A 26129-nucleotide genomic window follows, 5' to 3' on the forward strand; every position below is an offset into this window, starting at 1 on the left:
CAATAATAGCAGCAAACAACCTGGCGAATTTTAATGTTAACCAGTGTTCTTTATTTAATACATGACAAAGATCAAGGAAAACCCGTCACAAATTGCTTAAAGAGCTGTTCGAATTCACAGATTTGACAGGTATCTGCCCCGTTCATACGGATTGCTACAGGGCTAGAAGTAACGGATTACATCAAAACATCGCTACGATGTAGACTAAAAAGACACACAAGCAAAAGACTTGAGGAAAAGATGATACAGCAGAGATGGGTTGGTGCGCATGTCAGTGCTCAAGGCGGGGTAGCAAATGCCCCCCTGAACGCCGCAGCCATAGGCGCCACTGCGTTTGCTCTTTTTACAAAGAATCAACGACGCTGGACTGCGGCGGCCTTAGATGAGCCAGAAATTGCAAAATTTAAACAGCATTGCGCAGAACATCATTTTAGCGCATCACAGATACTACCTCACGACAGCTACCTGATTAATCTAGGTCATCCAGACCCGAATATGCTGCAAAAATCCCGAGATGCATTTTTAGACGAAATGCAGCGTTGTGAACAGTTAGGGTTAACACTTCTCAACTTTCATCCAGGGAGTCATTTGCGCGAGATAAGCGAATCATTATGTCTTCGCAATATTGCTGATTCCATTAACCTGGTGTTGGAACAAACGACAGGTGTTACTGCAGTATTAGAGAATACTGCCGGGCAAGGCTCTAACCTTGGTCATCGATTCGAGCAGCTGGCAGAGATCATTGAGCAAATAGAAGATAAATCACGAGTAGGGGTCTGCCTAGATACCTGTCATCTCTTCGCTGCGGGTTATGAGTTACGCACCACGGATGCCGTCAGCAAAATGTTTGCAGAATTTGATGATGTTGTTGGCCTAAAGTACTTAAAAGGTATGCACCTTAATGATTGTAAAAGTAGCTTTGGCAGCAGAGTCGATCGGCACGACTCACTCGGTTATGGCACTATAGGCAAGGCGGCTTTTAGTGCCATCATGGCGCATCCTGCCACGACGAAAATACCGCTGATCCTAGAGACCATTCGCCCTGAAATCTGGCCAGAAGAGATAAGCTGGCTTCAGACTCAAAGCCGTTAAACCGTTTCTAAGAAAAAACCCCGCTTACGCGGGGTTTAAAACCAGCCACCAATGTTATCCGAGCACCGATAACATGTGCGTCTTTAACGCAGCAAAATCTGCCGGTAAAGTTGCCGACAAAACTGGTTTTTCTTTTACCCTTTGCAGCTCTGGCGGCAAGGCTAAATCTGTACCAAGTTCTCTGTCGACTACATCTTTGAATTTCGCCGGATGAGCGGTAGCCAGGAAAATACCGCGCTCATCTTCTTTCATGCACAAATTGAGTGCTTCTGCAGCCACTGCAGCATGGGGCTCTGCCTGATACCCCAAATCTTTAAGTGCCACCATTGAGTCATGTGTTTGCTGCTCAGATATTGCTACCCCGGTGAGTTCACTCAAAGGCCATTTCATTTCACTGAAAATAGCTTCCACGCGAGGCCAGTTACTCGGTTCAGACACATCCATGGCGTTAGACATGGTTGCCATCGTTTGCCGAGGAGCCCAATCACCAAAAGTCAGATAACGTGGGACGGTGTCGTTGCTGTTTGTTGCTGCAATAAAGCGCTTAACCGGTAGTCCCATCGCTTTCGCCAATAAACCCGCGGTGAGATTACCAAAGTTACCACTTGGAACAGCAATGACCGGTGCATCATGATACTGCTGACGGTAGCGAGTGACCGCTTCAAAGTAGTAACAAATTTGAGCTAACAAGCGGCTGATATTAATCGAGTTTGCGGAGTTCAGGCGCAAACCATCGCGGATATCTGCATCTTCAAATGCTTGTTTTACCAACGTTTGGCAATCATCAAAATCCGATTCAACCGCGACGGTATGAATATTTCCGCCAAGAGTAGTGAACATTTTTTCCTGTAGTTCACTAATTTTTCCTTTTGGATACAACACCATCACTCTGACGTTATCAAGACCATAGAACGCATCCGCCACGGCGGCACCAGTATCACCGGAAGTAGCGGTCAGAATTGTAAGAGGAGCTTGTCCCCCCAACGCGCCCAAACACTGTGCCATAAACCGGGCACCAAAATCTTTAAACGCCAAGGTTGGTCCATGAAATAATTCAAGGCTACTGCGGCGCTCATCGACCTGAACCAACGGCAGTTGGAAATTAAAGGCTTTGTCGACTAATTCATCTACAACAGATTGGCCCAACTCATCCGCCAACCAGGCCCCCAACACTAGCTTACTGCGCTCAATAAACGGCAGTGCTAGCAAGGCATCGACATTCTGCAGCTGTGGGATACGGGTGGGGAAAAAAAGCCCCCTATCAATGCCCAACCCTAGTTTTAATGCCTCGGTAAACGTCACCCGTTGTTCAGGATGTTTAAGGTTATACAGTTCCATATTACTCTTTTGCCCTTGCTCTTTATTCTCAGTATTAACCTTGTGGTAATACCCTTGCACCTACATTATCCAATCGGCAGATATGACTAAAGCCGCCGGTTTCTGTTAAGTAGTGCTGTTCCAACCACGCTTTTGCCTTTTGTGCAGTCTCCAGGTCCCGACATACGGAAAATAATGTCGGACCACTACCTGATATTCCGGTAGTCAACATACCAACTTCGGCCAATGCCTCACGCGCCTGCAAATAGCCGGGGATTGCCGGAGCACGATAAGGTTCAGCCAAAACATCTTTGAGCACTGCAATTGCTAGCGCCTCATCTTGCCGATAACTGGCATGCACAAAGGCACTCAGATTACGACCAAAATCAATGACAACACTACGCGCGTACTCATTTGGCATCAAGGCTCTCATCTTTGCGGTCGACAAAGAGATCCCTGGATACGCCACAACCCAGAACCAATCTTCAAAAGCGGGAATAGATTCACAGATACGCTGGGGCAGATCCAACATCAGTTGCATCCCGCCCAGATAACATGGCGCTACGTTATCGTAATGGACGGCACCGCTAATGCGGCCTTCAAATTCCCCCATCAGCGCCAGCAATTGCTGCTGATTGCAGGGTTTACCAAAAAATTCGTTAAGCGCAAATAGTGCGGCCACAACTGAACTTGCGCTCGAACCTAAGCCACTTCCCACCGGCAAATTTTTGCTTAGGGTTAATGAAACACCCCCTTGAATAGCAAATTTTTGCAGAAAAAATTCGGCACATTGATACACAATATTCTGTTGTGGCGTGTCAGGAAGTTTATGAGCCCATTCGCCAATTTGCGTTAAGGAAATACCACTATCAGCAGCAGCAATAGTAACGGTATCTCCGAGCAGGCTGCCATCCACCGGCGCTAATGCCGCCCCCAGTAAATCAAAGCCAACGCCCACGTTACCCATTGAAGCTGGAGCGTAAACTGTTAAAGACTGACTCATAAATCCACCTCACGAGTCCAGTTTAAGGTGCGCAGCAAATCGGCAAACACCCCGGCAGCAGTAACTTCTGTGCCTGCACCGTATCCTCTTAACACAAACGGGATCGGTTGATAATAACGACTGTAAAACGCCAAGGCGTTTTCCCCCTCTTTTACTCTAAATAATGGATCGTGCTCGCCAACCGCCTGGATGCCTACCCGGCAACCTTCTGCAGTAATTTCGCCGACATAACGCAGCACTTTCGATTCAGCTTTGGCGCTGGCAACTTTAGCCGCCATCCATGCATCAGCACTGGAAAGTCGTTGCATAAAATCCTGTACATTACCACTGCTGTCGAACTCCGGTGGCAACACTGGCTCTACCACAATATCTTTCATTTCCAGTGGCATTCCGGCTTCACGCGCCAGAATTAACACCTTGCGCGCCACATCCATGCCGTTTAAATCATCACGGGGATCTGGCTCAGTAAAGCATTTTTCACGGGCATGGGTGGTCGCTTCTGACAAGGTCATGCCTTCTTCGAGCTTACCGAAAATATAAGACAGTGAACCAGATAGAATCCCCTTGAAATGCAGTAACTTATCACCGGCAAACATCAACTTTTTGAGATTATCGATGACCGGCAATCCCGCACCGACGTTGGTTTCATATAAAAACTGACGACGCTGAGCCAGTGCGGTCTGCCGTAGTTTCTTATAAAACGCCATATCACGGGTATTTGCCTTTTTATTAGGAGTTACCACATGGAAACCGGAAGACATCACTTCGGGATATTGGGAAGCAATTTCATCGGAAGAGGTGCAATCAACCAACACCGGAGTTAATAGTTGCTGCTCTTTCGCCCATGACAACATTTTAGGCAAATCGAATGGCTCACCCTGTTCGTTTAATTGTGATTGCCACTGTGCTAATTCAATGCCGCCCGCTTTTAGCAGCATTTGGTTGGAGTTAGCAATGCCGCAGACCCTGATGCTGATATTCTGACTGCGTAACATCTGTTCCTGATGGGCTATCTGCGCTAACAAGCCTGCACCGATATTGCCTGAACCGACTAAAAACACATCCAGATATTGCTGTACATCGAAAAATCCCTGATGACAGGCCTTTATGGCATGTGGCGTTTTCCGCTGCTCGATAACAGCCGAGATCGACCGTTCTGATGAGCCCTGTGCGATAGCGATGATATTGACACTTGCCTGAGCTAACGCCTGGAAGAATTTAGCTGCGACCCCTTTATGGGTGCGCATGCCATCACCGATAAGAGAAACAATGGCTAACTGATGCCGCATCACCAGCGGCTCAAGCAACTCACTTTTAAGCTCTAATTCAAATTCTTGTTCCAGTGCTTTTTTGACACGTTTGGCTTCCACGGTCGGGACACAGAAACTGATGCTGTATTCACTGGAACTCTGAGTAATTAGTGTGACTGACACACCACTACGTGCGATAGAAGCCAGAATGCGGGAGGCCATGCCCACCATGCCTTTCATCCCAGGACCAGATACATCCACCATGGTCTGATTATCAAGGTTGGAAATCGCTTTCACTTGTAAGCCAGTCTGATCAGGATGACTGGAGACTAAAGTCCCTGGAGCAGAAGGATTGAAACTGTTTTTGATATAACAAGGAATTTGGAACTGTGCGATAGGAGAGATCGTGCGAGGATGCAGCACTTTTGCGCCAAAATAGGAAAGTTCCATGGCCTCTTGGTAACTGAGCTGAGACAGTAACTTCGCATCAGGTACGACTCGTGGATCTGTATTGTAGATACCGTCTACATCCGTCCAGATCTCACAACTGGAGGCATCCAAACACGCTGCCAGTACCGCAGCTGAATAATCAGAGCCGTTACGTCCCAACGTCACCACTCGCCCTTGCTCGTCAGCGGCAGTAAACCCCGGCATCACCCAGACGCGCTTTTCGTCCAACCCCAACAAACGAAAACGTGGTTTGCTTACCCCAATATCGACCGTGGATTCCATTGGGGTGCCATGTGCCAGAAAGAGCGCCTGAGGATCAAGTAAACCCGCGCTTAACCCTTTAGCTTCCATAACTCTGACCATCAGCGCTGCCGACATTTTCTCACCAGCGACGACAATCTCCGCTCTGACGCTATCAGGACACTCGCCTAACAACATGATCCCTTGCAGTTTTTTTGACCATTGTTGTAGCTGAGCGTCCAACAGCTGTTCCAAAGCTTGTTGCGTTTCAGGGTTGGCTAACACATCAAATGCAGCGCCATATAACGTGCGAAATACGGCTTCAACCTTACCCAGTGCCGCGGCGACATCTCCCTTTTCCAAGGCAGTATCCACCATCGCTAATAAGCCGTTTGTTACAGTTGCTGGAGCGGATAACACCGTAGCCACGCTTTCCTCTTTCGCAGCGTCGGCAATAATGCATGCAGCCATATCAAATCGCTGCCAATTTGCTAAAGATGTACCGCCAAACTTCATCACCTTCATTGAGTCTCTCCTGTAACCCACTGCCCAGAAACGAAAAAGCCCACTCCTGGGTGGGAGCGGGCTTGTTTTTACACTTCCTAAAGGATGCGTCAGCCCGCCTCCACACCGGTAATGGTGGTGGTTGTAATAATGGTGGTAATCACAACGCTGGCGAACATCATCTTAATTAAGCCTTTAGGTGTAGTGTAAAGTTGTTGAATGTGTAAACAAGTATGTCGCACAGAATTGCTTTTTTCTTAGTGTATTGTCAAGCGCTTTTTTGGAAGCTATACCAACAATTCTGCTTATTGGCTGCATATATCTCAACAAATAATGCCCTTTGCTAAATATATACCAACCAAATGCCGTCGTTTACAGCCAGTATTGTGACCTGGGAAATCGATTTTCATATTACTTTGACATTAGTTAAGCCGGTCATGACCCCAGCAAAGCTTAAACTATGTGCAGCAGATAGCATTCGCCAACAACAATGGTCGCCAGTCTTGCATTTCCACGCTATTATGCGCCGACACGATTAACGGGAGGCGATATGCAAATCACCCAAAACAGCGCGGTAACGATTCATTACCGTTTGACTGACGCCAAAGGCCAACTGATCGAAAGCTCCTTTGACGCCGATCCACTAGTTTATCTTCATGGAATGGGCAACCTGATCCCAGGTCTTGAAAAAGCACTTGAAGGCAAGACTCAGGGCGAACAGCTTGAAGTCACAATTGATTGCGAAGATGCTTACGGTCCATACCATGATGGTCTGCGTCAGGAAGTACCTTTGGAAGCGTTTGGTGATATTCAGGATATCGTTCCCGGAATGCGCTTTATTGCTGAAACAGAAATGGGGCAGCGTCCAGTACAAGTAACTGATGTCCTGGAAAGCTCAGTGGTTGTCGATGGTAATCATCCATTGGCAGGCCAGTCCCTGACATTTGCTGTTGAGGTACTGGAAGTGCGTGAAGCAACTGCGGAAGAGTTAGCTCATGGTCATATTCATGGTGGCGGTCATGACCATGAAGGTGGCTGCTGTGGTGGTCACGACCACGAAGGCGGATGTTGTGGAGGTGAGCACCACCATGAAGACGGTTGCTGCGGCGGCGGTCATCATGAAGAGGAAGGCTGCTGCGGTGGCAGTGGCAAAGGCGGTTGTGGTTGTCACGGCTAGCCACATCACGTTTTCTTTAAAAAAGAGCCCACCAGTGGCTCTTTTTTATTACCAGGCTCACAAAATCAACGCCTGCACATTTGCCAATGTTGGTGCCGACATATTCTTTAAGTAATTGGAGCAGCGGGTGATCGTGGCAATACTAATTCCGTACTCGGCGGCGATCTGCCGTTGACTTAGCTGTCCCTCAAGCAATAACTGAAAAACTTTTAAACGACCGGCGAATGCTTGTCGCTCCTCTTCTGTTAACAATAACTCAAATAAGCAATCGAGCTGCTCGTTCTGAGGATGTTCAAGGATTAACTGCTGAACAGCTTTCCACTGAGGTCTCATAAAGTAACTGTCATCATGTAATGATACATGATGACAGTATACCGACTCGCTTGCATGAAAAAAAGTGTATGAGGATCTCGATATTAGCTATCCATCATTAATGTTGACGCACCAATGTCTTATCAGCTAAGAATGGTGATCGAAATCACACAACTCAAGGAATGGACAAACATGCGCATTAAATTGACGTTGCTAACTTCATTAGGAGCAGTCTTCTTGGTTTCCGCACACGCTGGAGAATTCAAAAAGCCAGCAGATGCCATACACTATCGCCAGGCGGTGTTTGAAGTGATGGCGCATAACTTCGCCGATATCGGTGCCATGGTTAAAGCGAAAAAGCCCTTCGACAAAGCTACGGTATTAATGCGCGCCCAAAATGTGGCGACACTGTCTAAGTTACCGTTAGAAGGTTTTATCGAGGGTACCAGTAGCGGCCATACAGACGCCTTACCGGTGATCTGGGAAAACAAAGCTGATTTTGAAGCCAAACTTACAGCAATGCAGCAAAATGCCGCCCAATTGCTGCAGGCAGCGCAATCGGGTGACGAAGATGCCGTGAAACAGGCATTTGCCGTGACCGGGAAAAGCTGCAAAGCCTGCCACGATTTGTATAAAAAGGATTAAGCCAATGTGCAGTAGTGTCAGTCTGACTGATGCTACTGCATCAATTCACTCTACAGAGTCGCCAGCAACGGCCAAATCAACCAATAACCAATTGGGGCTGAAATTAGTAGCATCACCCACAACCAACGCTTTAGCGTGACATTACCCTGCTGGCTAACCGATACCAGAGTTGTCTGCTTGTTGCCAGTTACCATTGCCGCAATTAGCCGCTGGCCACGGATTTCATAAAACACCACGGCACTGACGTGTATCACCACCAAAACCAGTAGTAAGTTAAAGTTGCTTTTATGCAACCAGGTAAGCCAGCGCGACAGATCATCACTGACCCACGAGTAAAAGGGTCCTTCGGTGACAATGTCATCTGTGGCAAACATTCCACTACTCACTTGTAACAACAACACTAAAATCAGCGCCAGCACCATATAACCACCCAGCGGATTATGCCCTAGAGAGGGTTCATCAGGTTGTTTGCGCACGTAGCTGATGACCTGGAACGGCGACCGCAGAAAATCGCTGAATCTCGCATATTGGCTACCGATAAACCCCCAAACAATTCTGAGTAGTAGATTGATCATTAACAGATATGCAAACAGCTGATGCCATTGCATTTCACCTTGTTCTGCACTCCACCATAACAATGCTACCAGCAACAATGTCAGCCAGTGGAAAAATCTAACCGGAACATCCCACACCATCATTTTCTGAGTCATGTTTATATTTGCCATATCCGATATAAATTTTCGCACCCAAAATGCGCAGTAGAAAATATTCACCTAAGCTTAACTAACAAGGAAGGTAACGGAATGACGCCAATTTGACCAGTGAAGGACAATACACCGCAGGTGACAAACGAAAATTTCAGGAGGATAGCTTGCGAGCCATTCCGTCAACTATGACCCGTTACGTGCCACTATTCAAGCATTTCAACGCTTGAGTTAGAGAACTTGTATGGAGGATCAAACTTCTACGTCAACGACATTTTATTAAAAACAATTGTTGATAGAGATCACATTTCAGACCACCGCAATTGGTAATCTGGATTCACGGAAATGAAAGAGGGTTAGACAATATGCTTAAAATCACCAGCAAAGAATTCAATGTCACCGAAGCTATCCGCAACCGTATCGAAAGTCGGCTCGAAAAGCTCGATCGCTACGATGTGCAGTTAATTAACCCCCACGTCATCATCCTTACTGAAGGACCTTGGTTTAAAATAGAAACCTCCATCAAATTAGGGAACGGCCAGTTATTTGCCCAGGCCAAGCACCAAAATCTCTATGCGGCCATCAATGCCATGGGACAGAGACTGGAGAAGCAACTGAATCGACTGACTCACAAACCCGCCAAACGCACCCTGTTTAATGGGGATCTGGCAGAAGATTATGCCACCGAAGATGCGGCCTGATGAGAGTCAGCGTTTCAAGCGCCCCCACCTGGGGGCGCTTTTTTATATTTGAAACTACCTTGTGAATTTTTCGTTGACACTGTTAACTCTTCGCTTTAGTTTAAATCCGTGAACACCGTATTAGCTTTATTTTTCGTTATCGTTTATGTCCTCGATTTGGGGAGCTACTATTATTTCAGCGAAGATAACGAAATCATCAGGCCTCCCCAACGGGAGGCCTTTTTGTCTATAACCGCAATGACGTATCGGGGTTAGAATGAAAAAGGCGCCGCAACTAAACTTAGTCCGAGAACAAATAACTAGTGTCGATAAATCACTACTGGAATTGCTGGCAAAGCGGCGGCAACTAAGTCTGGAAGTAGCTCGCAGTAAAGAGATTGATATCCGTCCTATCCGTGACACCAAACGCGAAAAAGAGCTGCTGGCAGACTTGGTCAAACAAGGCAGAGAGCATGGTTTGGACGCACACTATGTGCTTAGTCTATACCAATCAATTATTGAAGATTCCGTTTTAAATCAACAAGCTTATTTACAATCACAAGCGGATTTTGCTGGCAGGAAATTACTCTATAACATCGCTTATCTAGGTGCGCGAGGCTCCTACTCCTATATTGCCGCCCATCGCTATTGTGAACGGCGAGACATGGAAATGCAGGATATGGGCTGCCATAGCTTCGGTGAGATAATTCGCGCAGTTGAATCCGGACATGCCGACTATGGCTTTCTACCGATAGAAAACACCTCTTCAGGTTCCATCAATGAAGTCTATGACTTATTACAGCATACCAACCTGAGTATTGTTGCTGAGACGACTATTGAAGTTGGGCACTGCTTGTTAGCAAAGCCAAACAGCAGTCTTGAACACATCAAGACGGTTTACGCGCATCCACAACCGATCAGTCAATGTAGTCGTTATCTTAACGAACATCCGAATATCAAATTGCATTATTGCGCCAGCAGTGCCGAAGCTATGGAACTGGTGAGTAAGGGTGATAACACCGTAGCAGCCATTGGCAGTGCGGAAGGAGGTGCTTATTATAATCTCGAAGTACTCGATCAAAATCTGGCCAATCAGAAAATTAATCAAAGCCGCTTTATTGTGGTTGCCCGCAAAGCCGTCAGTGTCCCGACCCAGATACCTGCCAAGACCACGTTAATCATGACAACTGGGCAAACGCCCGGCTCATTAGCCGATGCGTTGCTGGTATTGAAGCTGCATAACCTCAATATCACCAAACTGGAATCTCGACCAATATACGGCACCCCATGGGAAGAGATGTTTTACCTGGATATTGATGGCAATACCGCCCACCGACATGTGCGCCAGGCTTTACACGAAATGGAGCGTATTACTCGCTTCATCAAAGTGCTGGGATGTTACTCCTCTGAAAACGTGAAACCGACACAATTAGAAAATAGTCAGCTACTCATCGAGCCAGATAGTTCTAAGAACGCACTGCCACAGGAAGCCGACAGCGCCCGTTACTCAAGAAGTTTTAAGGAACATAATACCGAGGTCGTCAGTGGTGAACTGCATATCGGCAATGGCGCTCTTGCAGCAATTACGTCGCTTAATGTGACCACGCTTGGTAACAGTTATAGTCAGCAAGCTCAAGCGTTACGCGAAGCGGGATTTCAAGCAGTTATTGTGGACGGTATCAGCCAGGTCAATAACGATGTGCTGTCGCATTTCAGAAATCAACTCAATAACTTGGGACTGCAATGCATTATCAGTGTGCAACAACAAGCCGATCTGTTATTTGCGAAATCACATGCCGATTTGCTGTTAATTCCCGGCGAGCAAATGTTCAATAAAGAACTGCTGAGCCAGCTCGGGGCCATGAATATGCCAGTGATACTGGAACGCAATAATATGGCGAGTGAGCAAGACTGGTTATCTGCGGCAGATTCACTGCTTTCTTGCGGCAATCAGCAACTGATCTTGTGTGAAGCGGGGATCCGTAGCTTTAGTCATCCAGAGCAGTTAACGCTGGATTTGGCGGCACTGGTGAATATTAAATCGATTAGCCATTTACCGATGATCATCAATCTCAGTTACATCAATGCCGATTTACAGCCGCAACTGGCGCAAGCGGCAGAACACCTGCATGCAGATGGTATTGTGTTACCAGCGGGAAATCTGAAAGAACAGCGACAACTGCTGGCTGAAATTTACCGGCAGCATAGCCAGCCATAATGCGACCAAACATAAGGCCCTGAAATATCAGGGCCTTATGTTTCTAATGCTACACGTAAATCACATTGCGACGCCATCGGTCAGATTCAACCAACCTTTAAAGATACGGTAACTAAACCAAATCATTCCCAATGCGAAGAAACTCAAACTGAGCCACAACGCACTCACCCAATACCCCAATAGCATCAACATCAACAAGCCGAAAATGCTATGTCGTTGCCACCGCAAATGGCTACCCATTAATGACGCTGGCGCAACCTGTCGCTGACTAAAATTAATCAACAGACTCAGTACCACTGGCACTAAAAACAGCGGAAACGCACACATAAGCCCGTATAGGAAATGTCCTAAACTACGATCTTCTGCGAGTATCAATTGCGAGTGGGCACCGGTCATCGTTTTTCTCCAGCCAACGTCAGTGAAGATAGGGCTACCAGCAGCCCGTCACTTTAACCATACTTTGTGAACTCTAATTGTGCAATGCCCTATCATTAATTCTTGTTTAACCAATTAATTTCCCAGTGCTAATTTAATATCAGACAATGGTCGACTCGAGCAGGCTAATACCATCCCTGACGCGATCTCGTCAGCTGTAAGTGTTTGTTGACTATCAGACGCCACGTCACCTTCTACGACTCGGCATTTACAAGCACCACAAACGCCGCTACGACAGGCCGCAATAATTGGCAGTTGCAGTGCTTCAATCCCTTCCAGCAGGGTCTGCGTGCCATCAAGAGATGTTTCATTACCATCCACTTGCAGCGAATATGAACCGACAGCCGCCTTTAAGCTTGGGGAAACTTCCATCCCAAAGCTTTCTTGGTGATACCTGGACATATCAAATCCAAGCGCTTCAAACAGACTTTTACACGCGTTCATAAATCGTTCGGGGCCGCACACAAAAACAGTGCGGTCAAGAAAATCTGGGGCCAATTGCAACAAACGTTCGGCATCAAGATATCCGCTAAGCCACTGTCCACGCTCAGACTGAGGTAACACCAGTTCGTGCTGCACTAACACTCCCAGAGAAAAGCCAGCGTAGTGTTCAGCGATTGCGTGTAAGCTGTCACGATAGATAGTGTCGGCTGCAGTCCTGGCGCTATGAATAAAGCAGATATCCGCATCAGGCCCTAAGGTGTCTGTCAGGTAACGCGTCATAGAATATACTGGGGTGATCCCACAACCGGCGCTGAGAAACAGGTATCGCTCCGCTGGGATATCAATCAGGTTAAAATCACCATAGGGACCTGATGCCAATAAACTGTGTCCGGGCTGCAGATTATCCAGCAGGTAATTAGAGACTTTGCCGCCCTCCACCCGTTTAATCGTCACCGTTAGCGAATGCGGCCGCGACGGTGATGACGAGATGGTGTAAGAACGATGAAATAATGAATCGCCAATCTCCAAGTGAAAGGTTATAAACTGGCCGGGCTTAAAGCGAAATTTGATCGGTTCGGCAGCTCTAAAACGAAAACTTACCACATCAGTTGTTTCCTGCCAGCGCGCCGTGCAGATCAGCCTCAGCTCACCCGTTTGCCAGTCATTTGCGATAAAATGCTGCGCCGCTGCGCCATACAATTCAGTGGCATTAATCATCGGTTATTCTCCCTCAAAACGATAAGCGCGACAGGTGCCGCGCTTATCAACAACATCAGGCAGCACCTAAGATGCTGTTAAGATCTTCTTCTACTGTACTGACATTTCGCAGACCAAATTTATCTTCCAATATCTTCAACAAATTAGGTGTGAGGAACGCGGGAGGAGTCGGCCCGGTACGGATGTTCTTTACGCCTAGGGAAAGCAGCGTCAGCAGGATGACAATTGCCTTCTGCTCAAACCAGGACAACACCAGGCTCAGCGGTAGCTCATTCACACTGCAGTCAAAAACTTCTGACAGGGCCAGTGCCAGTTGGATAGCGGAATAGGCATCATTACACTGACCAATGTCCAGCAAGCGAGGGATCCCGTTGATCTCGCCAAAATCCAGTTTGTTGAATTTATATTTACCGCAGCCAAGCGTCAGGATCAGACTATCTTTCGGCGTTGCTTTCGCAAAATCGGTAAAGTAACTGCGTTCAGCCTTATCACCATCACAACCACCCACCAAGAAGAAATGGCGGATATTACCGTTCTTCACATTTTCAACTACGGCAGGAGCGGCGTTCATCAGCGTGTTACGTGCAAAACCTATGGTGATCAGGTGTGGGATTTCATCATACTTAAATCCTTCCAGTGCGAGAGCCTTCTCAATCACCGCTGTAAAATCGTCGCCGGTCAGATGCGTAACACCAGGCCAACCGACGATACTGCGGGTGAAGATGCGGTCAGCATATTTACCGACATTCGGATCAATAATGCAGTTGGAGGTCATCACTACGGCACCCGGGAAATTGGCAAATTCTTTTTGCTGGTTTTGCCAGGCACCACCGTAATTTCCGACCAGATGTGGGTATTTCTTCAGTTGTGGATAAGCCAGTGCTGGTAGCATCTCGCCATGGGTATAGACATTAATGCCCTTGCCTTCCGTTTGCTGCAGGATAAGCTCCAGATCTTTCATGTCATGGCCAGACACCAGAATCGCTTTACCTTTTACTGGCTTAGTATTCACTTGTGTTGGCTCAGGATGACCGAATGTGGCGGTTTCACCACTATCCAGCATCTCCATTATTTGATAGTTCAGTTGGCCTATATCCATCGCGGTAGTGAACAGCTTGTCTGCATCTTCACTATCAGTAGCTAAAAATCCCATGATCTCGTGAAATTTTCCCGCAACTTCGCTGCTGGTTTGCCCCAACACCCGTGCATGTTCCATATACGCTGCAGCGCCTTTAAGGCCGTAGAGGCACAACAGACGTAAGCCTAAGATATCTTCGTTAACTTCGCCCCGATTCGGTGCCGCTTGTTTTGCCTGAACTAATAATTCAGGTTTGGTGGTAGCCAACAACAACTTGGCAGCAACTGGAAACTCCTCTGGCACCAGACCATTTTCAGTACAGATCAATTGATATTGTGCCTGCAAGCGGTCACGTAACGCGGCAGCGATACGGGCATAATCGACGATACGCTCGTCATCAAAATTCACATTCGTTAGGGTAGAGAAAAACGCTTTGGGAACAAAGGTATCGACTTCTGCATCAATTACCCCAAATGTTCTCAGCCGTGCGGCGTAAAGAGATACACCTTGTAGCATATAAATCAGCAGATCCTGGAGATCTGATGTTGAAGCCAATTTGCCACACATGCCTTGGGAATAACTACAGCCATTAGCGGCTGGGGTTCGGATGGTTTGCTCACATTGAATACAAAACACAGTAGGTCTCCTTAATCATGCATATTTTTTACATGTTTTAAGTTAGTCTACTGAAAACTTAACCAAGGCCAACCTCGTTGTAGCAAAAGAGAGAGCCAGATCACCTTACTTTTTCGTTGGTGACGTTAAGAAAAAATATAACTAATTGAATAAAATAAAAAATGCCCTAGACATACTGAATATCGAGGACATTTTTTTAACTAAGAGGAAAACCGCTAGAAGTGCTTAATGACTTTTCAAATCATTAACTGACTGTAACATGGCCCGGCTTTCATGCTGAAATTGCGGTGCCAATTCGCCAAACCATTGCGCCACTTCACGGAAGCGACGAATGAACTCTTCGCGATCACCAGATTCCAGTACTGTCAAAGCCTCAGAATAATTGGCCAGATAATCAGATATCGCCTTAAGGCTACCTTTTTGCGCGAAAATGATATCGGCATATAGCTCAGGACTCTGTGCAAACAAACGACCAACCATCGCCAATTCAAGACGATAAATAGGTGAACTAAACTGCAGTAAACTTTGCATATCTGCATGTTCGCGACATAGATTCAAACCATATACGAAGGTTGAAAAATGCCGCATTGCCTGCACCAGTTGCATCGCTTTATCGTGTTTCACGGCTTCAGCCTCAACCAGTCTGGCACCCCAAATCTTAATCTGCTCCAGTAACCAGCCATAAGCCTCTGCATTTCTGCCATGGCACACAACAACAACTTGCTTCGCGAAGCTGCCGACATCTGGGCCAAACATCGGATGAAGTCCCACAACAGGCCCTTTGTGCGCCGCTAGCATGGCTTCTAATGGTGCAGCTTTAACCGATGTCAGATCCGCCAGAATACAATGTTCAGATAACTTAGTGAGTTTTTCCTGGATCAGCTCACAGGTCACTGATATTGGCACGGTGACTAACACCAAGCCGGCACCATCAAATAATGACTCAGCCATATGCCAGTCATTCTTGTCTAGCAGATGCACATCATAGCCAGATAAACTGAACATATGAGCAAACAACTGTCCTAGCTGACCTTTACCACCGATAATGACGATCTTACCGAGCTGCTCTTTTACCTGTTTAAAACCGACATCCTTTTCATTCAGGTAAGATTCCCGCATCAGTCTTCGCAACACATCTTCAATGAGTTGCGGTTGGATCCCCATGGTTTCCGCCTCTGCGCGGCGCTTGGCAAGCATTGCTGCTTCCCTTTCCGGCGCGTAGATCGGCAAACCAGCACTATGTTTCACGGCACCGACTTGAGCGACAAGATCCAGGCGCTTACGCAGCAGATGTAATAATTGCTGGTCAACACCGTCAATAAGATCCCGTAGCTTTTCCAGCTCTTCGGTGGTCTTCTCATTCATATTATATTTTCCCTCAGGCATTAGCGGCCCTGAGCATATCAAAACGGGTTGGCAGGATTGGCGCTAGTTGCTTCGCTCCTTGCCGTAATAAAGATTCAGTGGAGGTCCAGTCAATACAAGCATCAGTCACCGAGACCCCATACTGCAATTCTGCCAGAGGTTTATCACATTTCTGATTGCCTTCAAACAGATGACTCTCCAACATCACACCGATAACAGATTTATTGCCTTGAGCGATCTGCTGGAAAACATCACGACACACCAATGGTTGGCGCCGATGATCTTTACTGGAATTACCGTGGCTGCAGTCAATAATCAACCGCGCAGTCAATCCGGCTTTATGTAACGCTTCAGCACTCTGCGCAACACTCTCAGCATCATAATTAGGTTGGGCGCCACCACGTAAAATCACGTGTCCATCTGGGTTACCACGGGTTTGTAACAATGCTACCTGCCCTTGTTGGTTAATGCCCATAAACCGATGTTTGCTGGCGGCCGATTTCAGTGCATTGATCGCAACATCAATACTACCATCAGTGCCATTTTTAAAGCCAACCGGCATTGATAAACCGGAGGCAAGTTCACGATGAGTCTGCGATTCAGTCGTTCTGGCCCCAATGGCTGACCAGCTGATAAGTTCCGAGATATACTGAGGACTGATAGGATCCAGCGCTTCGGTGGCCACAGGTATTTCCAACTCGGCGAGGAATAACATTAGCTCCCTTGCCTGACGTAATCCTTTTTCCAGATCAAAAGATTCGTCCATATCAGGGTCATTGATCATCCCTTTCCAGCCAACCGTAGTGCGCGGCTTTTCAAAATAGACTCGCATCAGAATATAAAACTGATCTTGAAGTTCATCTCGCAGTTGCTTGAGTTTCAGGGCATACTCTTTAGCAGACGCCAGATCATGTATTGAGCATGGGCCAGTGATAACCAGTAAGCGGTTATCTCGCTTATGCACAATATCGGAAACTGTTTTACGGGCGTTAAGGATAAATTGATGGGCTTTCTCAGAAAGCGGTAATTCCTTTTTTAGCTGTTCCGGAGTGAACAGTACCTTTTCCGCACGTATCCTTACATTTTCCAGCGGATTGGCTTGCATTGATTGTTCTGACACTTACTTCACCTGATATTTGACTGAACGACTCGTCGTATTATTGTAACGTTACACCATTACATCACCAAATCAGTCTGCCTTTATTTTCTAACAGGATCAAGCATTGTTTTTAATATTTACAAAACAAAAACCCGCCATATAGGCGGGCTTCTGTGCGAACACTTGCGTTATCTAAAGTAACTGACTTATTTAGTAGCCAGTTTTTCGCGGATACGTGCAGCTTTACCTGACAGATCACGCAGGTAGTACAGCTTAGCACGACGCACGCGACCACGGCGTTTAACTTCGATGCTGGCAACCAGAGGGCTGTGAGTCTGGAACACACGTTCAACGCCTTCACCGTTAGAGATCTTACGTACGGTGAACGCTGAGTGCAGGCCGCGGTTACGCTTAGCAATAACCACACCTTCGAACGCCTGCAGACGTTCTTTGTCACCTTCTTTAACACGTACCTGAACGACTACGGTATCACCGGCGCCAAAGGCTGGTACGTCTTGTTTCATTTGCTCATCGTTGAGCATTTTGATGATTTTGTTCATTTGTATCTCCGTTCTAGAATTAACTGAGCTTGACCACGCTTAGTCCATTTGCTCAACGAACTGCGCTAACAGGGTCTTTTGTTCGTCAGTCAGAGCTAGAGTTTCAAACAATTCCGGCCTTCGCTTAAGAGTTCTCATAAGACTCTGCTGCAAACGCCAGCGTCTAATTTGTTCGTGGTTACCACTGAGCAACACTGCTGGAACTTCTTCGCCATCCAGTACTTCCGGCCTCGTGAAATGAGGGCAATCGAGCAATCCGTCAGAGAAGGAATCCTGCTCTGCTGAGGCTTGTTTTCCCAGAACCCCGGGAACTAACCTCGAAACGGCATCAATTAAGGTCATCGCCGGTAACTCACCGCCCGAAAGCACGTAATCACCTACAGACCATTCCTCATCAACTTCCGCATTGATGATGCGCTCGTCGATACCTTCGTAACGACCACACACTAGAATCAGCTTGGAAGCCTGTGCCAGCTCAGCTGCGCCTTGCTGTGTCAGCTTGCGTCCCTGAGGTGACAGATAAATCACTTTAGCACCTTCGCCTGCTGCTGCCTTGGCAGCATGTATAGCTTCGCGAAGCGGCTGTACCATCATCAACATTCCTGGACCACCGCCGTAAGGTCGATCGTCCACCGTGTTGTGGCGGTCATACGTAAAATCACGAGGATTCCACGTTTTTAGTTCCAACAGACCGTTTCTAACGGCCCGACCCGTAACACCAAAATCGGTTACTGCTCGAAACATCTCCGGGAACAGGGTGATGACCCCTAACCACATAAGCTGTTTCCTCGACTTAGAAGTCCGGATCCCAATCCACGATTATCTGCTTTGCCGTCAAGTCCACCTGTTTGATGAACTGTTCGGTGACAAAGGGAACCATACGCTCCACCTTGCCAAAGGCATCTTTAGCGTTGGCTTTAATCAACAAGACGTCATTAGATCCTGTTTCCACGATCTGATCGACCACGCCCATGTTGTAACCTTGCGTGTTAACCACTGCACAACCGATAAGGTCACGCCAATAGAATTCATCTTCCGGCAATGATTTCATCTGTTGTGGCAGAATACCGATGTCACAGTTAGTGAGCATCTGTGCCTGCTCGCGAGTTTCCATACCTTCCAGCAAGGCAATCACTGTATTGCCATGGAAACGCCAGCGATCAACTTTCACTTCACGCCATTCACCCTGTTGTTGAATATACCAGGGAGAATACTCAAAAATACCTTCAACAGCTTCGGTATAGGCGGTGATTCTCAGCCAACCTTTTACACCATAACTGGAGCCTATTTTGCCCAGTACAACTGGTTCGGGGTTACTGCTCATCAATCTATACCTTTATTACGATCAAGCAGCTTTAGTAGCGTCTTTGATCAGTTTTGCAACACGTTCGCTGGTAGCAGCACCGTTAGCCAGCCAATGCTGAACACGGTCCATATCCAGACGCAGCGCTTCTTCCTGGCCACGAGCCAGTGGGTTGAAGAAGCCAACACGCTCGATGAAACGACCGTTGCGTGCGTTGCGGCTGTCTGCCACTACGATGTTGTAGAATGGACGCTTTTTAGCGCCACCACGAGATAAACGAATGGTAACCATGCGTTCTAGTTCCTCTGTTTGATTTGCTTGCCAGCAAAATAAAAACTGGAACCCTGTGTTCGCCAAGAGTCCCAGCATAGAAAGCCGGGGAATTTTACCTGACTTTTAGCCAATTGCAACCGCATCAGGCCAAAATTACCCCATGAAAATCATAGCCCGCTAACGTGTTTAACGTCCCGGGAAACGCATTCCTGGCGGCATCATTCCGCCCATACCACGCATGAGTTTGCTAATACCGCCTTTACCCGACATCTTCTTCATCATTTTTTGCATCTGGGCAAACTGTTTCAGTAGGCGGTTAACATCTTGAATCTGCGTGCCAGAACCGGCTGCAATACGACGCTTACGCGAGCCCTTGATAATATCAGGGTTGCGACGTTCACCCGGCGTCATGGAATTAATCATAGCTTCCATCTGACCAGTCAGCTTACCGCCTTGCAATTGAGCCATGGCATCTGGGGGCAATTTACCCACGCCGGGCATCTTTTCAATCATGCTCATCATGCCGCCCATGTTTTTCATCTGTTGCAGTTGTTCGCGGAAATCTTCCAGATCAAAACCACCGCCGGACTTCACTTTCTGAGCAAGTTTCAATGCCTTTTCTTTATCGACACCACGTTCTACCTGCTCAATCAACGACAGAACATCGCCCATCCCCAGAATACGTGAAGCAACCCGATCTGGGTGGAACGGCTCCAGAGCATCAGTCTTTTCACCAACACCTAAGAATTTAATCGGTTTGCCCGTAATGTGGCGAATCGATAACGCCGCCCCACCGCGTGCATCCCCGTCAACTTTGGTGAGAATAACGCCGGTAAGTGGCAATGCATCATTAAATGCTTTTGCAGTATTAGCCGCATCCTGACCCGTCATGGCATCCACCACAAACAACGTCTCTATCGGATTAACGGCAGCATGCAGCGCTTTGATCTCATCCATCATCGCTTCATCGACATGCAGACGGCCGGCGGTATCGAGAATCACAACGTCGATAAATTTACGTTTGGCATGTGCAATCGCAGCACTCGCGATATCGACAGGCTTTTGGCTGACATCGGAAGGGAAAAATTCTACTTCCACTTCCTGCGCCAAGGTTTCCAACTGTTTGATAGCGGCCGGACGGTAAACGTCGGCACTCACGACCAATACAGATTTCTTCTGCCGTGTACGCAAAAATTTCGCTAATTTGGCTACGCTGGTTGTTTTACCGGCCCCTTGCAAACCCGCCATCATCAATACGGCGGGGGGCTGGGTTGCCAGATTTAGTGCCTCATTAGCCTCGCCCATCGCATTTTCGAGTTCACTCTGGACGATTTTGATAAATACCTGCCCAGGCGTCAGGCTTTTGGTAACTTCCTGACCTACAGCGCGCTCTTTAACGCTGTTAACAAATTCCCGCACTACGGGCAACGCAACGTCGGCTTCCAACAGCGCCATGCGTACTTCGCGCAGCGTATCTTTGACGTTGTCTTCAGTGAGACGACCGCGACCACTGATGTTCTTCAGCGTTCGGGAAAGGCGGTCAGAGAGATTCTCAAACATGGCGTGTTCTGTTCCGTATATTTAATTACTGCAGTTGCAGCGTATTATAACCATGTCGTGGCAAGATGCCACCAAGCAAGGCATAGCGAATACCGCTGACTCCGCAACTGGAACTTATTACACGATTTTGCAACTAAAGGATTGTGAACAATTTAATTTTTGTTGTCTGTGTCACTGCCCAAGCGTGTATCACTCATGTTATTCTTACGGCAGCAATTTCTTGCGGTTTACCACCGTATCTTTATCAATAAAGGAATAGGTTAACGTCTGATGGTCATTCTTCCTGCTGTTGCAATGGTGTTTTACGCCGTGGCACTGATTTTGGTGACAAGTCGCCTTTTTCATCCCGAAGGCCCGAACAGGAAACTGGTGACAATTTTTGCAGCCATTGCTGTATTGCTGCATGCCTTTGCCCTGTATCCAGCCCTTTTCACTTCTCATGGACAGAACTTCAGTTTAACCGTTGTGATTTCCATGGTGTGCTGGATCATTGCGCTGACATTCACCATTGTGATGTCACACATTAAAGTGATCGTATTGGTGCCTGTGGTATTCGCCTGTTCAATTATCGGTGTAGCTTTATTATGGCTAGTACCTCCACAATACATTTTGCATTTCGACCAACATCCAGAAGTGTTGGTGCATGTGGTATTATCGCTGATGGCATACAGCGCGTTACTGATTGCGGCGTTATATGCGGTACAACTGCTGTTTATTCAGAATAAACTGAAGAAAAAGCAGCCACTGATGACGCATGCTATTCCGCCATTGTTGACAGTTGAAAAGCAACTTTATCACTTGGTGATCATCGGTCTGATTCTGCTGAGCTTGTCGTTGGCAACAGGATTTATCTTCATGGATAGCATGTTTGCCGGGGGTCAGGGACATAAAGCGGTTTTGTCTATCATGGCATGGTTTGTTTATATCGCCATGTTGTGGCAACAGTACACTGTTGGCTGTCGTATCAAGACTGCCGTCATCTATACCATCACCGGTGCCGTGTTATTGTCACTCGCGTATTTTGGTGCCCGTGCGGTAAAAGAGCTTATCCTCAATTAAAAGAAAATGCCTGGCGGCAGCCAATCTGCCGCCTGATAGCTTGACACCTACACTAATTCCCAGTATTTACTAGGCTTATTATTCCTTACGGAGCCCATTTTTGGACGCTATATCGACCGGCGCGCTTCTACTGATCCTGCTAGTCCTGATCCTAATTTCAGCTTATTTCTCCGGTTCAGAAACCGCTATGATGACCCTGAACCGTTACCGACTGCGCCACCTCGCCGGCAATGGCCATAAGGGAGCCCAACGGGCTCTGAAACTGCTGGAACGCCCTGACCGCCTTATCGGGCTTATCTTAATCGGTAATAACCTTGTTAATATTCTTGCCTCTGCGGTCGCAACCGTTTTAGGTATGCGCCTGTATGGTGATGTAGGAATTGCAATTGCGACTGGCGTTTTGACCTTTGTCGTGCTGGTTTTTGCAGAAGTGACCCCCAAAACACTTGCCGCACTGCGACCAGAGCCGGTAGCGTTCCCCTCCAGTTTGCTGCTGAAATGGCTGTTATGGTTGTTACTGCCACTAGTAAAAGTGATGAACTGGATTACTTCATTCATCCTGCGAATGATGGGGGTTAAATCGGTCAAACACAGTGATGCACTAAGCCAAGAAGAATTGGCAACGGTGGTGCATGAAGCTGGCGCACTGATCCCGCGTCGCAATCGCGATATGCTGTTATCAGTTCTCGACCTCGGCAATGTGTCTGTTGAAGACATTATGGTGCCACGCAACGAACTGTACGCCATCAATATCAATGATGATTTTAAAAGCATCAACAAGCAGATTATTCAGAGTCCACATACCCGAGTACTGCTGTTTCGCGACAATATTGATGATGCCGTCGGTTTTGTCCATTTACGTGATGCACTGCGTCTGCAATCTAAAGGACAATTCAGCAAATCGTCGCTACTTCGTGCGGTCAAAGAAATCTACTATGTGCCTGAAGGAACGCCACTGAGTGTACAGCTGGCAAATTTTCAGAAAAATAAAGAACGCATCGGACTGGTGGTTGATGAATATGGAGATATCCAAGGGTTAGTTACACTGGAAGATATTCTGGAAGAGATTGTTGGGGATTTTACAACGTCGATGATCCCGACCGCCAGTGAGGAAATTACCCCGCAACAAGATGGTACTTTCCTGATCGATGCCACCATTAATATCCGGGATCTCAACAAAGAGAAAAATTGGAATTTCCCCACCGATGGTCCTAAAACACTCAATGGCTTAATTTTAGAGTATCTGGAAGATATTCCCGCCGCCAACACTGGGCTGCGTTTGGCTGGCTATCCCATGGAAATCATCGAGGTTGCGGATAACATGGTAAAAACGGTTAGGGTAATGCCCCAGTTTTACCGCGCCTCCTAATTACTGCCATACGATATAAAGGCACCTGCGGGTGCCTTTATTATTAGCTAATAAATAGGAAACTGTAGTTCCGACTTTACCGCCACTTAGCAGCTGTTACACTGGTCGGCTGAAATAAGGACAGAGGTTAGTGATATGTGTGGTTTGCATTCCCACATTTTTCCCAATTCACCCGTATTGGCCGTCAGTATCCACTTACCCGACTGGGTTGAGACACTGATTAACTGGCAGCAACCCTTGGTAACAGATGAGGCCAAAATGTCGTTGGCGTTATCGCTGGCACAGGAAAATGTCCGCCGAAAAACCGGTGGTCCATTCGCCAGTATCATTGTGCATCGGCAGTCAGGACTATTGTTGAGCATTGGTGTTAACCAGGTCGTACCGCAGAATAATTCCACACTCCACGGTGAAGTGATGGCAATTATGCTGGGAGAACAACGTCTGAAACAATATAGCTTAGGCTTGGCAGAAGACTATGAACTGTTTACTTCCTGTGAGCCCTGTGCCATGTGCATGGGGGCGATATTGTGGTCTGGAGTAAAACGGTTGGTTTGTGCCGCTACCGGGGAAGATGCGCGAGCAATCGGTTTTGATGAAGGCCCGGTGTTTGAAGCGTCATATGATTATCTGATACATGCCGGGATAAAGGTAGAGCGGCAAGTCCTGCAACGTCAGGGGCGGGAAATATTGCAGGCGTATGTGGCTAACGGTGGTCTGCTATATAACGGTGCAGAGTAAAAATATACTCGCATAAAAAAGGGCCTGCCGGCCCTTTTTTACATGGTTAATAATTAACTCAGGATCACGGTTGCCACCGCATAATGGCGCTCATCAGCAATAGACAATAATGCTGAGGTGGCCCCCAAGGCCTGTAATTGCATTAACGCCCCCTCAGATAAGGTGAGCTCAGGCGCACCGGCCGCATTATTGGAGACGCGGATATGTTGGAATGAAACGCCTCGACCAATACCGGTGCCTAAGGCCTTTGCCGCGGCTTCTTTAGCTGCAAAACGTTTCGCGAGAAATCTCGCGGGCTGCTTATGTGCATTAAAATGCTGCAACTCCGTGACGGTTAATACGCGTTCAGCCAATCGCAGCAACGCTGTTGGCTGCATCTCGGTAAAGCGTTTTATTTCAACGATATCGGTCCCAAGCCCGAGAATAGCCATGGATTATTCGCCTCTGCGGCCTTCCAACATCAGCTGTTTCATATCCGCCACCGCTTTTGCCAGGCCGTCAATTGCGGCGCGGGCAATAATGGCATGACCGATATTTAACTCGTATAACTCTGGAATGGCGGCAATCGGCTTGACGTTGTGATAGTGCAGACCATGACCCGCATTCACCACCAGACCTTTGCTATGTGCATAAGCGGCCATTTCACTGATACGCTTCAGCTCTTGTTTGGCTTCTGCATCAGTTTTAGCGTCAGCATAATGACCGGTATGGATCTCAATGACTGGTGCGCCGACTGCTACAGCGGCATCAATCTGGCGCTGATCGGCATCGATAAACAGCGATACACTGACCCCGGCATCTTTCAGGCGTTTAACCGCTTCGCTCATTTTGTTCAGTTGTCCCGCGACATCCAAACCACCTTCAGTGGTCAGTTCTTCGCGCTTTTCTGGAACCAGACAGCAGTGTGGCGGCTTAATATCACAGGCGATTGCTAGCATCTCTTCTGTCACTGCCATCTCAAGGTTCATACGAGTCTGCAAGGTTTTCGCTAACAGGTAGACATCGCGATCTTTGATATGTCGGCGGTCTTCACGTAAATGCACCGTTATCCCTTCAGCACCGGCATGTTCAGCCACTGCGGCGGCATGGACGGGATCTGGAAAATCCGTACCACGTGCATTTCGCAATGTGGCGATATGATCAATATTGACCCCTAACAGAATTCTTCCCATAACCTTTCAACTCCTGCATGTTGATGATGTGCTGGCATCATCTTTATTGTTGATTTGTTGGTAATTCACGTTTGCTAAACAGCTGCCGACTCATTAACGGTTTGTCACCCACCACAGGTTGTAACAACAGACGAGTCAGGCGCTTCGCATGCGGCCAATCGGCATCGAGTAACTCTCTGGCAGCCAGCGCCAATAACACTCGCCCCGGAATGATGCCGTCCCCCGCCAGAAATCCCGATTCAGGTAACCAGCGGTAGTGGCTAGCAGCATCTACGGCTACGCCATTGGCATCCAGTGTCAACGATGGCAAACAACCGAGTTCGTCCAGCAGTGTTAGCTCAAAAAAACGTAGCGGTGTCTGACTGAACTCTCGTGCCAGCGCCATCAGTGTCTGATGATAAGGCACAAACAGCGACTCGCCACTTTGCACCTGACCCAATGCACGTATCAGTAACTCATTCAGATAGAGCGCTGAATACAAAGCGTCCCCGGTCAGCGGTACTGCCGGGGACGCACTTTCAATCTGACTCAGACTACGCAGTTCACCGCGGCCCGAGAGTTCAAATAACAGCGGTTGAAATGGCTGTATCACGCTTTTGAGAGAACGCTTACCGCTGCCAAGCCTTGCAATGGCGTCTATACGCCCGAGGCCATCTACCAGCAGTCTAAGCAATGCACTGTTTTCACGATAAGGCTTGGCATGCAGCACATATCCCCGGTGCATCACAA

General features: G+C 47.5%; 26 protein-coding genes. 8 read left to right on the forward strand and 18 right to left on the reverse strand.

Annotation, left to right across the window (positions count from 1 at the left end; translation table 11 throughout):
• Positions 1 to 240 precede the first annotated feature (240 nt).
• Positions 241 to 1092, forward strand: coding sequence for a deoxyribonuclease IV (nfo, locus tag KDN34_RS11790; RefSeq protein WP_212593968.1), 852 nt, complete (start codon positions 241 to 243; stop codon positions 1090 to 1092).
• A gap of 54 nt (positions 1093 to 1146) precedes the next feature.
• Here the strand turns inward: nfo and thrC are convergent, their stop codons facing one another.
• Genes thrC through thrA form a run of 3 tightly spaced genes read right to left on the reverse strand, consistent with a single transcriptional unit; the run spans position 1147 to position 5877 of the window.
• Positions 1147 to 2430 (reverse strand): threonine synthase, encoded by a 1284-nt coding sequence (gene thrC, locus KDN34_RS11795; RefSeq protein ID WP_212593969.1) that lies wholly within the window; start codon positions 2428 to 2430, stop codon positions 1147 to 1149.
• 34 nt (positions 2431 to 2464) lie between these two features.
• Positions 2465 to 3412, reverse strand: a complete 948-nt coding sequence (thrB, locus tag KDN34_RS11800) for a homoserine kinase (RefSeq protein WP_212593970.1) — start codon at positions 3410 to 3412, stop codon at positions 2465 to 2467.
• Positions 3409 to 5877 carry a bifunctional aspartate kinase/homoserine dehydrogenase I gene (gene thrA, locus KDN34_RS11805; RefSeq protein ID WP_212593971.1) on the reverse strand — a complete coding sequence of 823 codons (2469 nt, stop codon included), beginning with the start codon at positions 5875 to 5877 and terminating at the stop codon, positions 3409 to 3411. The genes thrB and thrA overlap by 4 nt, the downstream gene beginning before the upstream one ends.
• Positions 5878 to 6406: 529 nt before the next feature.
• Here thrA and slyD point away from each other — a divergent pair.
• On the forward strand, positions 6407 to 7033 hold the full coding sequence (gene slyD / locus KDN34_RS11810; protein WP_212593972.1) for a peptidylprolyl isomerase: 627 nt from the start codon (positions 6407 to 6409) through the stop codon (positions 7031 to 7033).
• Between the two features lie 57 nt (positions 7034 to 7090).
• Here the strand turns inward: slyD and trpR are convergent, their stop codons facing one another.
• Positions 7091 to 7366: a trp operon repressor gene (trpR, locus tag KDN34_RS11815; protein ID WP_212593973.1), complete on the reverse strand. Its 276-nt coding sequence runs from the start codon at positions 7364 to 7366 to the stop codon at positions 7091 to 7093.
• 171 nt (positions 7367 to 7537) lie between these two features.
• Between trpR and KDN34_RS11820 the strand changes: the two genes are divergently transcribed.
• Positions 7538 to 7990: a c-type cytochrome gene (locus KDN34_RS11820; protein WP_212593974.1), complete on the forward strand. Its 453-nt coding sequence runs from the start codon at positions 7538 to 7540 to the stop codon at positions 7988 to 7990.
• A 50-nt stretch (positions 7991 to 8040) separates the two neighbouring features.
• On the opposite strand, the gene KDN34_RS11825 is transcribed toward KDN34_RS11820, so the two are convergent.
• On the reverse strand, positions 8041 to 8700 hold the full coding sequence (locus KDN34_RS11825) for a cytochrome b/b6 domain-containing protein (RefSeq protein ID WP_212593975.1): 660 nt from the start codon (positions 8698 to 8700) through the stop codon (positions 8041 to 8043).
• A gap of 359 nt (positions 8701 to 9059) precedes the next feature.
• On the opposite strand from KDN34_RS11825, the gene hpf reads away from it, so the two are divergent.
• Together hpf and pheA are read left to right on the forward strand one after the other, a co-directional pair.
• Positions 9060 to 9395 carry a ribosome hibernation-promoting factor, HPF/YfiA family gene (gene hpf / locus KDN34_RS11830; RefSeq protein WP_212593976.1) on the forward strand — a complete coding sequence of 112 codons (336 nt, stop codon included), beginning with the start codon at positions 9060 to 9062 and terminating at the stop codon, positions 9393 to 9395.
• Positions 9396 to 9651: 256 nt separating this feature from the next.
• Positions 9652 to 11592, forward strand: a complete 1941-nt coding sequence (gene pheA, locus KDN34_RS11835; RefSeq protein WP_212593977.1) for a prephenate dehydratase — start codon at positions 9652 to 9654, stop codon at positions 11590 to 11592.
• 60 nt (positions 11593 to 11652) lie between these two features.
• Here the strand turns inward: pheA and KDN34_RS11840 are convergent, their stop codons facing one another.
• The 10 genes from KDN34_RS11840 to ffh form a co-directional block, all read right to left on the reverse strand.
• Entirely contained in the window at positions 11653 to 11988 is a 336-nt protein-coding gene (locus KDN34_RS11840) for a hypothetical protein (protein ID WP_212593978.1), read from the reverse strand.
• A 114-nt stretch (positions 11989 to 12102) separates the two neighbouring features.
• Positions 12103 to 13188 (reverse strand): hybrid-cluster NAD(P)-dependent oxidoreductase, encoded by a 1086-nt coding sequence (locus KDN34_RS11845; RefSeq protein WP_212593979.1) that lies wholly within the window; start codon positions 13186 to 13188, stop codon positions 12103 to 12105.
• Between the two features lie 55 nt (positions 13189 to 13243).
• Positions 13244 to 14902, reverse strand: a complete 1659-nt coding sequence (gene hcp / locus KDN34_RS11850) for a hydroxylamine reductase (RefSeq protein WP_212593980.1) — start codon at positions 14900 to 14902, stop codon at positions 13244 to 13246.
• 225 nt (positions 14903 to 15127) lie between these two features.
• Complete coding sequence (gene tyrA / locus KDN34_RS11855; protein ID WP_212593981.1) at positions 15128 to 16267, reverse strand: bifunctional chorismate mutase/prephenate dehydrogenase; 1140 nt, start codon at positions 16265 to 16267, stop codon at positions 15128 to 15130.
• Between the two features lie 13 nt (positions 16268 to 16280).
• Positions 16281 to 17372 carry a 3-deoxy-7-phosphoheptulonate synthase gene (locus KDN34_RS11860; protein ID WP_212596632.1) on the reverse strand — a complete coding sequence of 364 codons (1092 nt, stop codon included), beginning with the start codon at positions 17370 to 17372 and terminating at the stop codon, positions 16281 to 16283.
• Positions 17373 to 17572: 200 nt separating this feature from the next.
• Positions 17573 to 17926: a 50S ribosomal protein L19 gene (rplS, locus tag KDN34_RS11865; protein ID WP_133038059.1), complete on the reverse strand. Its 354-nt coding sequence runs from the start codon at positions 17924 to 17926 to the stop codon at positions 17573 to 17575.
• A 39-nt stretch (positions 17927 to 17965) separates the two neighbouring features.
• Positions 17966 to 18703: a tRNA (guanosine(37)-N1)-methyltransferase TrmD gene (trmD, locus tag KDN34_RS11870; protein WP_212593982.1), complete on the reverse strand. Its 738-nt coding sequence runs from the start codon at positions 18701 to 18703 to the stop codon at positions 17966 to 17968.
• Positions 18704 to 18719: 16 nt separating this feature from the next.
• Positions 18720 to 19250: a ribosome maturation factor RimM gene (gene rimM, locus KDN34_RS11875; protein WP_212593983.1), complete on the reverse strand. Its 531-nt coding sequence runs from the start codon at positions 19248 to 19250 to the stop codon at positions 18720 to 18722.
• 21 nt (positions 19251 to 19271) lie between these two features.
• On the reverse strand, positions 19272 to 19520 hold the full coding sequence (gene rpsP / locus KDN34_RS11880; protein ID WP_212593984.1) for a 30S ribosomal protein S16: 249 nt from the start codon (positions 19518 to 19520) through the stop codon (positions 19272 to 19274).
• Positions 19521 to 19688: 168 nt separating this feature from the next.
• The gene (gene ffh, locus KDN34_RS11885) at positions 19689 to 21062 is read right to left on the reverse strand and encodes a signal recognition particle protein (RefSeq protein WP_212593985.1); all 1374 of its coding nucleotides are present in this window, start codon (positions 21060 to 21062) and stop codon (positions 19689 to 19691) included.
• Between the two features lie 270 nt (positions 21063 to 21332).
• On the opposite strand from ffh, the gene KDN34_RS11890 reads away from it, so the two are divergent.
• The 3 genes from KDN34_RS11890 to KDN34_RS11900 all read left to right on the forward strand — a co-directional run bounded on the left by KDN34_RS11890 (position 21333) and on the right by KDN34_RS11900 (position 24228).
• Positions 21333 to 22121 (forward strand): cytochrome C assembly family protein, encoded by a 789-nt coding sequence (locus tag KDN34_RS11890; RefSeq protein ID WP_212593986.1) that lies wholly within the window; start codon positions 21333 to 21335, stop codon positions 22119 to 22121.
• Between the two features lie 100 nt (positions 22122 to 22221).
• A complete protein-coding gene (locus KDN34_RS11895; protein WP_212593987.1) occupies positions 22222 to 23490 on the forward strand; it encodes an HlyC/CorC family transporter in 1269 nt (422 codons plus the stop codon).
• Positions 23491 to 23625: 135 nt separating this feature from the next.
• Positions 23626 to 24228, forward strand: a complete 603-nt coding sequence (locus KDN34_RS11900) for a nucleoside deaminase (protein ID WP_212593988.1) — start codon at positions 23626 to 23628, stop codon at positions 24226 to 24228.
• Between the two features lie 53 nt (positions 24229 to 24281).
• Here the strand turns inward: KDN34_RS11900 and acpS are convergent, their stop codons facing one another.
• From acpS to recO, 3 genes are read right to left on the reverse strand one after another with little or no spacing between them, the layout of a single operon-like run.
• Positions 24282 to 24659 carry a holo-ACP synthase gene (acpS, locus tag KDN34_RS11905; RefSeq protein ID WP_212593989.1) on the reverse strand — a complete coding sequence of 126 codons (378 nt, stop codon included), beginning with the start codon at positions 24657 to 24659 and terminating at the stop codon, positions 24282 to 24284.
• A 3-nt stretch (positions 24660 to 24662) separates the two neighbouring features.
• Positions 24663 to 25400 carry a pyridoxine 5'-phosphate synthase gene (gene pdxJ / locus KDN34_RS11910; protein ID WP_212593990.1) on the reverse strand — a complete coding sequence of 246 codons (738 nt, stop codon included), beginning with the start codon at positions 25398 to 25400 and terminating at the stop codon, positions 24663 to 24665.
• A 43-nt stretch (positions 25401 to 25443) separates the two neighbouring features.
• Positions 25444 to 26124 carry a DNA repair protein RecO gene (gene recO, locus KDN34_RS11915; protein WP_212596633.1) on the reverse strand — a complete coding sequence of 227 codons (681 nt, stop codon included), beginning with the start codon at positions 26122 to 26124 and terminating at the stop codon, positions 25444 to 25446.
• Positions 26125 to 26129: the final 5 nt, after the last annotated feature.

This window comes from Shewanella yunxiaonensis, from assembly GCF_018223345.1.
Classification (GTDB): domain Bacteria; phylum Pseudomonadota; class Gammaproteobacteria; order Enterobacterales; family Shewanellaceae; genus Shewanella; species Shewanella yunxiaonensis.